This window comes from Arthrobacter cupressi, assembly GCF_900099975.1.
GTDB lineage: Bacteria > Actinomycetota > Actinomycetes > Actinomycetales > Micrococcaceae > Arthrobacter > Arthrobacter cupressi.
In genome coordinates, this window is sequence record NZ_FNEI01000012.1 from 1 (window position 1) to 13,177 (window position 13,177).

Here is a 13,177-nt window from a genome sequence, read left to right on the forward strand (position 1 = left end):
CGGACGCCGGTGAGACGCTGGAACCGACGAAGGGCCGGATCAGACGCCGCGCAGGCTATGGCGGACGCTCACGCGTTACGCCGCTTCTAGCTTGGCGCCCGGCCCTTCGCCCCGGGTGCAGCCCGAACGACGCCAGATGACCCGGTGAAATGCCCGAGGTCGGATAAGTCAGCGTGGGCGCACCCCGAACCATCGCCGGTCCAGCCAACAAACCGTCAGCCGCCACACCCGATTACGCGCGCCCCCGGCCCCCTCCCCGAGGCGTGAACCGCCGCGCCCTGGACACAGCCTTGACACGACCTATAGCCAGCTAATTGGCCCTCTCAAATTTGGCAGAGGGAAATGTGGTCAGGGGGAAACCCTGGCAGAGGTTCCTATTTGAAGGTTGCGGTGAGTGTTGTCGTGGTGACTTTGGGTAGGGAGAGTGTGAGGAGGGTGAGGTTGGCGCCTGTGGAGCTTGTTTCGGGTGCTGGGGTGGCGGTGAGTTGGGCGGTTGCGGGTGCTCCGTTGAAGGTTATTGTGAGGGTTTGGGCTGATTTGGTCAGTGTTGCTTGTGACCCGGTTATTGTCACGGCGGCGTCGGTGACGATTTGCCAGCGGAGGTCTCGTGGCTGGGGTGCTTGGATTGAGTCGGTGAGATTGACGCCGGCGGTTGTTAGGGTTGCGCTGCGGAGGGCTTTGGTGGTGCCGGGAAGGGCGGCTCGGAGGTCCACCACGGCGCCGGTGGGTGATGGCACGGCCAGGGCGGCTGTTGCGGTGAGGGGTTGGTTTTTGCCTGAGTCGCTGATGGTTGAGTGGCTTGCTGTGCTGGTCTTCCAGTACGTCCAGCGTTGGGTGGACGAGAAATATCCGGGAAGACTGTATGAACCTGCGCCCGGGTCAACAATCCAATCGACGCCTTTGCTGTGGTAGCTGAACGTTCCGAGATCCAGGTGGCTGTGCAGGGATCCGTTGACTCCGCCCTTGAGTGCGGCAGTTTTTCCTGGAGCTTGTAGGACCGCAAGGCCTGTGGTGGAGAAGCGTGAAGATACGGGCTGGCGTGGGGCCGAGGGGCTGGTCCACCACCAGAGAAGCCGGACGTCCCTTGCTTTCTGGTATTCCCCGATGACCCACCCGGCAACTGTGGAGTCCTTGCGGGCGTAGGAGTCCCATGCCGGCATGAGCGGGGACATCCGTTGCGGGGAACTATCGGCGAAATCCACGGCTTGCCCGCTCGGTGTGGCAGCGTCGATTGCGTACTTTGATACGTTCGCGAGGGATGGCAAGGGAACGGGGGTGGTCCCGTAGACGTTTGCCGCGGTCGAGTACAGGGATGATAGGGCGGTGCTCTGATAGTTCCAATACCCCGGTCCCTCAAATGATCCGCCGTCTGTTGTGATCATTTTGAGGGCGGGCTGGACTGCTATGAGGGCTGCCTTTGACAGGGCGGCCGATTGAGTGGGGCGGTCTTTCAGGAAGGCTACTGCTGCAAGAAGCGCTGCGGAATCGTGAATGGCTGAGAGGTTCGTGGGTCCGTCTACCCAGTTGTCGTGATCAGACAACATGCAGCTCAGAGGTCCGATCCACTTGACGAGAACCGAATCGTTGACGACAGGCAAGCCTCCGATCCAGTCCGCGGAGGTCGCCGCTGCGGTCAGCACCGTCGCCGAACGAACATCGAGAGTAAGACCTGGGCCTGCCAGGAGGATATCGCGGGTGTCTGCTGCGAGTTTTTCGCGTGCAAGGATGTCTTGCCCCGCGAGCCAGCCGTAGCCAAGGCGCATGACCCTGGTGGGGAACCATATCCAGGGCGTTGCCGGATCGCGGACAATGGCTCCTTCTGCGATGGCTGACCTGAGCAGGTACGCATGTTCTTTTGCTAGCAGGGGGTCGGCCAGCATCCGGACTTTGGTGTCTTGGACCAACTTGCTTGTGGTGATGATCGAGGGTCCCTGGGAAAGCGGCTGGGGACGGAATGTGTCTTGTGCTGCCGGCAGGGCACAGCCGCCCGGGAAGCCGACCCAACCCGCGGCAGGAGTGATTGAGCCTGTTCCGGATTTAAGAGCCGCGAGCGGCGCCTCAACCGTCAGAGGCGGGGAGGTCACTGCTTTGCCGACTGTTTGCAGTTGGGTGTTCACCCCGGCGGAGAGGAGGGTGCTCAAAGCTGTGGCCCTCTCCTCCAGGTAGGCGTACGCCTGGCTTGAGATCTGGCCGTCCAGTTTGTCCTGCAGGGCTTTGGTCACGATAGAGGCATGTTCAAGCCGTATTTCCTGGAGCCGGACCAGTTTAGTGGCCGCTTGTTTGGCAGTGGATGAACGAACAGATTCTGTGGCGACAAGTTTTGCTGCCGCGTCGACTTCGGCCTGTGTTGTGGCAGCCGAGATGGCAGCGGCAGCAGCACGCATCGTCACCGACGTCCCCGAAATCGCTGACGCGAAGGTATCCGCCTGACCACGCGGAAGAGTCCGACCAGCCGCTCGCGCATAATCGAGTTCATTGGCGGACACGTAGTACGCAGCCCGCAACGCTGCCCTTTGTTCCGAGATGGTCTCTGTGGACTCCAGTAGAGGAGAGATCAAAGGAGCTCCGTGGCTGACCGATAATCCGGAACCACAAAAAGCCAAGATCAGAGTGGCCGCCAAGAGCGGTTTTGCGAGGATATTCAATGTAATTCCCCCTTGTGGCATCGCCGATTGCGACGATGTCACCTACCTCGATAATGCACTCTGCCAAGCTTCGGCTCTGGGCTGAGCCGACGAAGTTGAGACCATTCCTTCAACGAGTTAGGGTACGCCCCCGCGACAACGAACGTAAGGACCTGTGAGTGTCTTTTTCGTGCGCGAATTTCGTTCTAAGGCCCCTACGGGGACGACCTGAGCCCCTAGAGGGGGGTCTTCTATGCAGAAGGAGGCCTCTATTTGAAGGTGGCGGTGAGTGTTGTTGTGGTGATTTGGGGCAGGGTGAGTGTGAGGAGGGTGAGTTTGGCGCCCGTGGAGCTTGTTTCGGGTGCTGGTGCGGCTGTTAGTTGGGCGGTGGGTGGTGCTCCGGTGAATGTGATGGTCAGGGTTTGGCCGGATTTGTTCAGTGTTGCTTGTGTCCCGGTTATTGTCACCGTGGCGTCGGTGACGATTTGCCACCGGAGGTCTCTTGGCTGGGGTGTCTGGATTGAGTCGGTGAGGTTGACGCCGGCGGTTGTTAGTGCCGCGCTGCGGAGGGCTTTGGTGGTGCCGGGCAGGGCGGCCCGGAGGTCAACGACGGCGCCGGTGGGGGATGGTACGGCCAGTGCTGCTGTTGCGGTGAGGGGTTGGTTCTTCCCTGAGTCGCTGATGGTGGAGTGGCTTGCGGTGCTGGTCTTCCAGTACGTCCAGCGTTGGGTGGAGGAGAAATAGCCGGGAAGGCTGTATGAGCCGGCGCCGGGGTCGATTATCCAATCGACGCCTTTGCTGTGGTAGCTGAACGTTCCGAGATCCAGGTGGCTGTGCAGGGATCCGTTGGTTCCGCCCTTGAGTGCGGCGGTTTTTCCTGGAGCTTGTAGGACCGCAAGGCCTGTGGTGGAGAAACGGGCGGATACTGGCTGTCGTGGGGTCGTGGGGCTGGTCCACCACCAGAGAAGGCGGACGTCCCTTGCTTTCTGGTACTCGTTGATGACCCATCCGGCAACAGCGGAGTCCCGACGGGTGTAGGAGTCCCATGCAGGCATGAGCGGGGACATTCGTTGCTGGAAACTATCGGCGAAATCTATGGCTTGCCCGGTTGGTGTGGCTGCATCGATTGCGTATTTGGAGACGTTTGCGAGGGACGGGAGGGAAACGGGGGCGGTTCCGTAGACGTTTGCCATGGTCGAGTACAGGGATGACACGGCAGTGCTTTGATAGTTCCAGTATCCCGGTCCTTCAAATGAGCCGCCGTCTGTTGTGATCGATCTGAGGGCCGGCTGGACTGCCGTGAGGGTTGCCTTTGCCAGTGCGGCTGATTGTGTGGGGCGGTCCTTCAGGAAAGCTACTGCGGCAAGGAACATCGCCGAGTCGTGTATGGCTGAGAGATTCGTGGGTCCGTCTACCCAGTTGTCGTGATCTGCCAACATGCAGCTCATAGCCCCGATCCACTTGACGAGCACGGAATCGTTGACGGCGGGCACGCCTCCGATCCAGTCCGCGGCGGTCGCCGCCGCGGTCAACACCGTCGCCGAACGAAGAGACCCCATTGTTCCTGGGCCTGCCAGGAGGATGTCGCGGGTGTCTGTTGCGAGTTTGTCGCGTGCGAGGATGTCTTGCCCCGCGAGCCAGCCGTAGCCAAGACGCATGACCCTGGTGGGGAACCATATCCATGGCGTTGCCGGATCACGGACAATGATTCCTTCCGCGATGGCGGACCTGAGCAGGTACGCATGTTCTTTGGCTTGCAGGGGGTCGGCCAACATGCGTGCTTTGGTGTCCTGGACCATTTTGCTTGTGGTGATGATCGAGGGTCCCGGGGAAAGCGGCTGTGGACGGAACGTATCCTGCGCTGCCGGCAGGGCGCAGCCACCCGGGAAGCCGACCCAACCCGCGGCAGGAGTGATGGATCCTGTTCCGGACTTGAGCGCTGCGAATGGTGCTTCGACCGTCAGGGACGGGGAGGCCACCGCTTTGCCGACTGTTTGCAGCTGGGTGCTCACCCCGGCGGAGAGGAGGGTGCTCAATGCTGCGGCCCTCTCTTCCAAGTAGGTGTATGCCGGGCTTGAGATCTGACCGTCTAATTTGTCCTGCAGGGCCTTGCTCACGACCGAGGCATGCTCGAGGCGTATTTCCTGAAGCCGGACCAGTTTAATGGCCGCTTGTTTGGCAGTGGATGAACGAACAGATTCTATGGCGACAAGTTTTGCTGCCGCGTCGACTTCGGCCTGTGTTGTGGCAGCCGAGATGGCAGCGGCAGCAGCACGCATCGTCACCGACGTCCCCGAAATCGCTGACGCGAAGGCTCTTGACTGACCACGCGGAAGAGTCCGACCGATGGCTTGTGCGTCGCTAATCTCCTGGAGGGAAACGTAGTACGCAGCCCGCAGCGCTGCCCGCTGCTCGCTGATGGTAGGGAGTGACCCCGCAACCTGAAAACTTCCATTAACAGACAAACTCGCATAGGACGTCATGCCGGTGAGAAAGACAGACGTGAAAGCGAAAATTGTCAGTATTAAGCAATTAATGAGCCGCTTCATTGCTGCCCCCAGATTCGACAACGCTGACGCCGAGGAGTTCGACTTGGTACCGAAACTTTGGCATCGGGGGTGGTTTCCAACAATGAGCAGAAATACTCGTTTTTCGATTTTTGTAAAAGTCGGGTACATCTAGCGAAAGCGGCAAGTAGTCAGTCGCGAAAATATGAGTACGCCGGTACCCTCGGCGAGTACCCTGGGCGCCAGCGGCGTGCTCAGTACCGAGTACCCGAGCTCAGACGCAGGGTTGCTCAGGCGCCGGGCTTACTGATCCTCTGTATGAGGGATGGCTCGCCGTTCGAGCTACGGCAAAGGCAACTCCAACGGATTTGGGAACTTGACCTTAGACGCGAATTCCTAGTCAAAGTATTTGAAAGGATCACATCGAGCCGCCGCTTGAGAGAATGGGAGCGACGGGTCATATCATTGCCAGAGTGTAAATTGACAAGAGGCTTTCGGTTTCATCGGAAATTGTTGCGTAGGCGGCCATATATGGGTAGTCGAAAAAGTCCGGGTTGACTCTCTTCTTATGCGCGAGGATTGGCGACTTTGAGGCAGACCCGAAGAGCGTCGTTGCGATGCTTCCGGCGCCCGGCCCACCGCCGGGCGCCGCCCGCGCAGGCGGTAAAGTTGGAACCACTATGACTACTGCTCCCGCGTCCAACCCTGCCGCCATTCCTGCCGTCACCGCCGAAACCCCGGTCCGCGTCCGCTTCTGCCCGTCGCCCACCGGAACCCCGCACGTCGGCCTGATCCGCACTGCCCTGTTCAACTGGGCTTATGCGCGGCACACGAAGGGCACCCTGGTCTTCCGCATCGAAGACACGGACGCCGCCCGCGACAGCGAGGAAAGCTACCACCAGCTGCTGGACGCCCTGAAGTGGCTCGGCATCAACTGGGACGAAGGCGTCGAGGTCGGCGGCCCGCACGAACCCTACCGCCAGTCCCAGCGCAGCGGCATTTACCAGGACGTCATCGCCAAGCTGAAGGCCGGCGGCCACATCTACGAGTCCTACTCCACCCCGGAGGAAATCGAGGCCCGCCACCGCGCTGCCGGCCGCGACCCCAAGCTCGGCTACGACGGCTTCGACCGCCACATCACCGAAGAACAGCTCGCCCAGTACAAGGCCGAAGGACGCGAACCCGTGCTGCGCCTGCGCATGCCGGACGAAGACCTCACCTTCACCGACCTGGTGCGCGGCGACATCACCTTCAAGGCCGGATCCGTCCCGGACTTCGCGGTGGTCCGTGCCAACGGCGCCCCGCTGTACACCCTCGTCAACCCGGTGGACGACGCCCTCATGGGCATCACCCACGTGCTCCGCGGCGAAGACCTGCTGAGCTCCACGCCGCGCCAGATCGCGCTCTACCGCGCCCTGTACGCCATCGGTGTCGCCGAGTACATGCCGGAGTTCGGCCACCTGCCCTACGTCATGGGCCAGGGCAACAAGAAGCTCTCCAAGCGCGATCCCGAGTCCAGCCTGTTCCTGCACCGCGAACGCGGCTTCATCCGCGAAGGCCTGCTCAACTACCTGTCCCTGCTGGGCTGGTCGCTCTCCGCTGACGAGGACATCTTCACCGTGGAGCAGCTCGTGGAGAACTTCGACATCCACGACGTCCTGGGCAACCCGGCCCGCTTCGACCTGAAGAAGGCCGAGGCCATCAACGGCACCCACGTGCGCATGCTCTCCGCCGAGGACTTCCGTGAGCGGCTGGTGCCGTACCTGCGCGATGCCGGCCTGGTGGGGGAGATCCTCACCGCCCGCCAGGAAGAGATCCTCACCGAAGCCGCGCCGCTGGTCCAGGAACGCATCACCCTCCTGGGCGAGGCCCCGGAGATGCTCGCCTTCCTCTTTAAGTCAGACGACGCCGTCGACGTCGCCGACGACGCCCGCAAGGGGCTGCCGGAGAACCTCGGCGAGGTCCTGGACGCCGCACTGTCCGCGCTGGAGCCGATCGAGGACTGGAGCGCCGAGAACATCCAGACCGCCCTCAAGCAGGCGCTGGTGGAAGACCTCGGCATCAAGCCCCGCCTGGCCTTCGGACCGGTGCGCACGGGCATTTCCGGACGCCGGGTCTCCCCGCCGTTGTTCGAATCCATGGTCATCCTGGGCAAGGACTCCTCCCTCGCCCGCCTGCGTGCCTTCCGCGGCTAGGAACACCATGGGCAGCACGATGGAGGGCACTTTGAGCACAGCCCTGTTTGGTTCCGGAGTTGCCGTCAGGGGCGTTCTCTTCGACATCGACGACACGCTCGTTGACCTTGAGTACTCCATGACCACCGCGCTGCGCGACGTCAGCGAACACCTCCTGCCCGGGCTCGACGCGGCCGGGTGGGAGAAGTTCGGGCGGATTTTCACCCACGAGACCACGCACTTCTACGACCGTTACCTCGCCGGCGAGCTCACCTTCAATGAGCAGCGCCTGCTCCGCGGCCGGGCGGCGCTGGGGCATTTCGGCGTCGAACTCGGCGAGGGTGAGGAATCCCACGCCTGGCTCAGCGAGTACGCCCGGTTGCAGCCGAGCTACGTCCGCGCCTTCGACGACGTGGTGCCGGTCCTCGATGCCCTCGACGCCGCAGGGATTCCCTACGGCGCCGTCAGCAACAACGTGCACGACTACCAGCGGGTGAAGCTGGACAGCGCCGGCCTGTCCCGGATCTCGGTATTGGTGGGAACGGACTCAGTCGGCGTGCCGAAGCCGGACCCCGCCATTTATCTTGAGGGGGTCCGGCTGCTGGGCACCCGGCCGGAAGAGACTTTGTACGTGGGGGACAACCGACTGCTCGACGCCGACGGCGCCACCGCGGCAGGCCTGCGCGGCGTCTGGCTCAACCGGGTCGGGGAAACCGCTGAAGGCTTCAGCGGCCGTGAAATCGATTCGCTCGCCCGGCTGCTGGAGCAGGAACGGGTCTAGTCCCGGACGGCGCTGCGGCGCCTGCGCAGGAACACGAAGGTTCCGACAGACCCGGCACCGAGGGTGCCGACAACGCCGAGCGCCGCGGCCGTATGCGCGCTGTCCGCCGCGGCCGACGGCGACACGGCCGCCGCGCCCTTGTGCAGTTCGGCGGTACCCGCCGCGATTCCGCTGTTGCCGTCCGCGAGCTTGGCAGCTCCCTCGGAGAGGCGCAGGGAACCTGCTGCGAGCCGCGTGTTGCCGTCGGAGAGCCTCGCCGCGCCTGCCGCCAGGGCACTGGAACCGTCCATCAGACCGGGATTCGCGGGATCGTTTGGCTCCCCGGTGATGCCGGCGAGCAAGGACTTGGTGCCGTCCGCCAACCTCGCGGTTCCGTCGCTCATCCCCGCCGTTGCCTTCAGGAGACCGGGGCGGGCGGGATCGCCGGGAACGCCGTCCATGCCGGTCCTGATCTTTGCCGTACCCTCGGCCAACCGCTGCGCTCCGAGCACCAGCCCGGGGGCCGCCGGGTCATGGCTGTTGAGCTTTCCGGCCAGGGTCCGGAAACCTGCCGTCAGCTTTTTGGAGCCGGCGTCCAGTTCCCCGCTGCCGGCAGCAAGCCGTGACGTTCCGGCATGCAGCTGGGTGGCTCCAGATTGCAGCCGGGAAGCCCCCGCCTGCAACTGCGCCGCGCCGCTGTCCAGGCGCCGGGCGCCGTCGGCCAGCGCGTTGATCTGGTCCTTCAACAGGCCCAGGGGAACGGCGCCCTGAACCCCGTTTGCGGCGTCGGCGAGCTTTTGCAGGCCCTGTGCAAGGGCGGCTGTGCCGCTGCCCTGGGCCGGATCATTGTTGGCTCCCGGGTAACCCTTGAGCAACGTGGTCCCGTTGGAGAGTTGGGCCGCCCCGTCCTCGAGTTGCCCTGCGCCGCTGTCCACCTGCGCGGCACCGGCCCGGAGCCGCGCGGCGCCGTCGCTGAGCCGGGTGGCACCGTCCCCGAGGTTGTTTTCCGCGGTACCGCTTTCACTTGGTGTGAGGGCTGCGGACAGCTGGCTGATTGCGGCGGAGAGCCGCTGCGCGCCGTCGTCCGCTTTGTACACGCCGGGGGCAAGCTTTGCATTCACGTCGTTCTGGATTTTGACCGCCCCGCTGGCGAGCCTGCCCGCGCCTTCGTTGAGTTTCTCTGCACCGGGCGCGAGCTTGTTTTCGACGCCGGACTGGATTTTCGCCGCTCCGGCCGCGAGCTTTCCCGCGCCGTCGTCGGCGTCTCCGGCGCCCTCGGCGAGTTGTTCGGTTCCGTCCCTCAGCTTGCCGGCCCCCGCTGCGGCCTGGGCGGCCCCCTCATTCAGCTTTGCCGCCCCTGCGGTGATTCTTTCCGTGACCATGGCGTAAAACGCGAACAGGCCGATGAGCAGGAGGATGAGAATGCTGAGGGCGACGATCTGGCCACGGCTCCGTGGCATGGTTTGGGTGAGGCGACGAGTCAAAGGCTTTCCTCTCGATGACTCCCTGCTGCCACACTGCAGTCAGGGACCCCCATGAAATGGCGTGGCCGCCATTGGATCCGCTGCGGGGCCCGCGGGGCCACGGATTGGTTACCGAGCGGTAACTTACCGAGCGTAAACTTAAGGCCGCTCGCGAATCAAGGGCCAGTTTGTGGAGCGCCCTCCGGAGGTGGTCCGGTTCCGGGCGTGGCTGGCTGCCTCGATTTGTGCGCGCCGGGAGTCTCGGGTAAAGTAATTACTCGTGCTGAGGGGCACGGAGCGGAAGGTTGAAGCCTTCAGGTCCGGTCCGAAAGCGCCAATGGGATATGGTGTAATTGGCAACACTACGGTTTCTGGTACCGTCATTCTAGGTTCGAGTCCTGGTATCCCAGCTCTGGATAAACCAAGGTAAAACGAGGTTGATTCGGAAGTTTCGAACGGTTCGCCGATTTGGAACAAAGCTGAATGTATGAAATAATAATTCAGCTTGATCGTGGGAAGCCGCAATCGAAAAAGTGCTTGGCCCCATCGTATAGCGGCCTAGTACGCCGCCCTCTCACGGCGGTAACGCGGGTTCGAATCCCGCTGGGGTCACAAAAATCCCCCGGAATTGAAGGATTCCGGGGGATTTTCTCGTTTTAACAGAGTTCGGCATGAGAACCATTTTCGGATCATATGTCAAAACGCCCTAATTTCGCATGTGTTACGTGGTCAGCTCTGATGGTGCGCGGTTCCGGAGGACTTCGCTTAGGGCTGGGGTATAGGGTCTGTCCCGAGCTGTGCGCGTCCGTGGGTGCGCTGTCATCTGGTTCTTTTGGGGTGTGGTGGCGGGTTTCAATGAGACTCGGCAGCCGCGCGGGGCGGTTTTCGTTGCTCACGTGAGGGACGTAATAAACGGTCCTTCTGGTCATGCAGGTGTGAAGGTTGTCGCGGACATGGTCCAGGCGAGTTTTCGCCGTTGGCGATCAGGATGAGTGGGGAATATTTTTGCGCTTTGCGCCGCGAGGCGTCCTCGCGCTTACCAGCGAACTACTCTGTTGCAACACCTCGCGGCTCCTTCGCGGCGATTCCACCTACGGTCCACAGAACGCGCTGGTCCGAAGGCGCGCATTACTCCAGTCTGGAGGCAGTCACTGTGTTCCGGCATGTGACAAGGTTCCTGAAACGGTTAAGAAGGTGCTCTCCCAGTACTTCTATTTCGATGGGGAGACTGGCACAGGTGAACCCGCGCGGTTCACGCCAATGTTGATCGATCTTGAGGAATTCGAATCGTTTCACGACTGGGAGGTGAGGAATATCCGGAAATTCTCCGGAGGGAAAAGATGCGTCAGAAACTGAAAGCGCTTTCCCTTGGATACTTCACTAGGGAGTTCCCTTTCAAATTGCACCTCCCCGATGTGCATGACATAAATAATTCGATGGCCGAACGGTCCGGCGGACCGATCCGTGACAATCTCAGGAGATCTCTGGAAGAGATGGGTGGAGCGCCGACGCGAGCCTATAAGGTCTCACCGGTGAAGTGCCCGCACCACTGGAGTAAGACATACGGGGTCTTCGAACCCAAAGCGGGCCACAAGCAAGGCGAAATCGTTGTTGAAGGACGCCTTGCAGCGTACATTTCCATCCACCGCCACGGCGAGTTCGCAATCTACACTCAAATTATTGGGCACGGCGAGGACCTGGGTAACGGAGTCCTCACCTTGCTGTTCCTCGCTCATAGTGCCGCGACGGCGTCCCGCACCTTGATCATCGTGCGCAGGTTCCGCGTGGTGGTCGCCGCCTTGTAGCGCGCCTTGGCGGTGATCTTGCTGAAGGGGCTGTCCAGGGTCCCGCCGGCGGGCGCGAGCCACGCCAGCGCTTCGGGACCCAGCCGCTCAAGGTCCACCCCGCCGTTGGACGCGCTGCCCAGGGCTGATCCGGCGTCGAACAGTTCGTCAAGTACCCCCGTGTCCGAGGAGAGCGTGATGTAGCTGTGGGTGGATTTGTCATCAGGGGGATAGGGGCACGCCTTCACCAGGTCCGCCACCCGCGCGCCGTCCAGGACCACCACCCATGCGTCGTAGCCGAAAGAATCCCGAAGGCACTTTTCGAAACGTTCCTTGACGGCAGCCGATGTCAGCTCGCTCGCAAGGACGACGTTTCCGCTGGCCAGCAGGGTTTTGACGTTTTCGAAAGGTAGGTCGCCCAGGGCGTCCTTCAGCTCGGTCATCTTGATGTTGATTCCGCCTACGTTGATTCCCCGGAGGAAGACCGCATAGCTGTTCATGCGCCCCACCTTATAACGCCCTTAGGGCGGGTTTTCGCGGCTGTGTGCCGGTATCATCGGCAGGACATCGGTATGTAGCTGGGGAGATACTCAATGACGCACGCCCGTGGGCAGTTGGCCTTCACCGACGACGTTAGCCGGGACCTGGAGCTGCTGGAGTACGGCCTCGACCCCAGCCTGGACACGCCCCTCCTGCCGAATGCGGCTGTCTACAGCGCGCTGCAGAACGTGGTCCGCCTCGCCACCGAGCTTTGCGGCGCTCCGCACGGCGTGGTGAACATCATCAGCGCCGATCACCAGCACCAGGTGGGGGCGTGGGGTGTTGAAGCGGGCATCTGCCCGCGCGAGGATTCCATGTGCGCGAAGGTGTTCCTCTCCGGGGAGAAGACCGTGGTGGCGGACGCGTCGCAGGACCCGCGCTTCGCCGACAACCCGTTTGTCACCGGCGACATCGGCAACGTCCGCTTCTATGCCTCCATCCCGCTGGAAACGGCGTCAGGCTTCGTCCCGGGAACACTATGCGTCTTTTCGGACGAGCCCAAGGAGCTGGGGGCGGAGCAAGTCCGCTTCCTTGAGGTACTGGCAAAGCAGGTGGTGGAGCTGCTTGAGCTGCAACACCGTTCGTCCCAACTGGATCGCGCGTATGCGGAACTGAAGGACACCAATGCCAAGTTGGAGGATAGCAATGCGAAGCTGAAGGACAGCAACGCGAAGCTGGCTGCCTTCGCGGGACGTGTCAGCCACGATCTCCGCATTCCACTCACCACGATCCTCGGCTACGCGGAACTGGTGGAAGACGACCCCGACATCAAGGCGGGCAGCGCGGTTGCCAAGTACCTCGAGCACATCGGCTTCAGCGGACGCCGCATGCTCGGAATGCTCGAGGACGTGCTCAGCTACTCGCGGGTGGGCGGCGGCATCCAGCCCATCCGGGTCTCCCTGCAGGAAACCGCCCGGAACGTCGCACGGGACCTCGGCATCGAGGACGCAGGCATCGTCGAAGCACAGGAACTGACGCTCCAGGCGGACAGGGGACAGTTCCGCATGCTGATCCAGAACCTGGTGACTAATGCGATGAACTACCGCAGCCCGGACAGGGACCTCCGGATCCGGATTACGGGTGTCTCAAACTACCAGGGCGTTGCGGTCTCCGTTGCCGATAACGGCAAGGGGATCGCCCCCGAAGACCGGAGCAAAGTCCTGGAGCCGCTGGTCCGCCTGCTCCGGCAGGGCGACGGGCCAGGCATGGGCCTGGGCCTGTCCACCTGCCACAAGATCGCCGAGGCGCACGGCGGCGAACTCACGCTCTCGGAAACTCCCGGGGGCGGAACCACGGTGACGGTTACTTTCCCCGCCGGGAACTAG

7 protein-coding genes and 2 tRNA genes are annotated in these 13,177 nt (G+C 62.5%); 5 read left to right on the plus strand and 4 right to left on the minus strand.

Annotated features, from left to right (window positions below; translation table 11 throughout):
• Positions 1 to 374: 374 nt before the first annotated feature.
• Positions 375 to 2,645 carry a heparinase II/III domain-containing protein gene (locus BLP88_RS13680; RefSeq protein WP_175453562.1) on the minus strand — a complete coding sequence of 757 codons (2,271 nt, stop codon included), beginning with the start codon at positions 2,643 to 2,645 and terminating at the stop codon, positions 375 to 377.
• A 248-nt stretch (positions 2,646 to 2,893) separates the two neighbouring features.
• A complete protein-coding gene (locus BLP88_RS13685) occupies positions 2,894 to 5,173 on the minus strand; it encodes a heparinase II/III domain-containing protein (RefSeq protein WP_175453563.1) in 2,280 nt (759 codons plus the stop codon).
• A gap of 638 nt (positions 5,174 to 5,811) precedes the next feature.
• Between BLP88_RS13685 and gltX the strand changes: the two genes are divergently transcribed.
• On the plus strand, positions 5,812 to 7,326 hold the full coding sequence (gene gltX / locus BLP88_RS13690; protein WP_074590042.1) for a glutamate--tRNA ligase: 1,515 nt from the start codon (positions 5,812 to 5,814) through the stop codon (positions 7,324 to 7,326).
• Between the two features lie 7 nt (positions 7,327 to 7,333).
• Positions 7,334 to 8,086 (plus strand): HAD family hydrolase, encoded by a 753-nt coding sequence (locus BLP88_RS13695; RefSeq protein WP_245679871.1) that lies wholly within the window; start codon positions 7,334 to 7,336, stop codon positions 8,084 to 8,086.
• Here the strand turns inward: BLP88_RS13695 and BLP88_RS13700 are convergent.
• On the minus strand, positions 8,083 to 9,525 hold the full coding sequence (locus tag BLP88_RS13700) for a hypothetical protein (RefSeq protein WP_074590044.1): 1,443 nt from the start codon (positions 9,523 to 9,525) through the stop codon (positions 8,083 to 8,085). The genes BLP88_RS13695 and BLP88_RS13700 overlap by 4 nt on opposite strands.
• Positions 9,526 to 9,866: 341 nt before the next feature.
• On the opposite strand from BLP88_RS13700, the gene BLP88_RS13705 reads away from it, so the two are divergent.
• Both BLP88_RS13705 and BLP88_RS13710 read left to right on the plus strand, forming a co-directional pair.
• Positions 9,867 to 9,938, plus strand: a tRNA-Gln gene (locus tag BLP88_RS13705).
• Between the two features lie 129 nt (positions 9,939 to 10,067).
• Positions 10,068 to 10,140, plus strand: a tRNA-Glu gene (locus tag BLP88_RS13710).
• Positions 10,141 to 11,260: 1,120 nt separating this feature from the next.
• Here BLP88_RS13710 and BLP88_RS13715 read toward each other — a convergent pair.
• Positions 11,261 to 11,812: a DUF1697 domain-containing protein gene (locus tag BLP88_RS13715; RefSeq protein WP_074590046.1), complete on the minus strand. Its 552-nt coding sequence runs from the start codon at positions 11,810 to 11,812 to the stop codon at positions 11,261 to 11,263.
• Positions 11,813 to 11,905: 93 nt separating this feature from the next.
• Here BLP88_RS13715 and BLP88_RS13720 point away from each other — a divergent pair, with 93 nt between their 5' ends.
• Complete coding sequence (locus BLP88_RS13720) at positions 11,906 to 13,177, plus strand: GAF domain-containing sensor histidine kinase (protein WP_074590048.1); 1,272 nt, start codon at positions 11,906 to 11,908, stop codon at positions 13,175 to 13,177.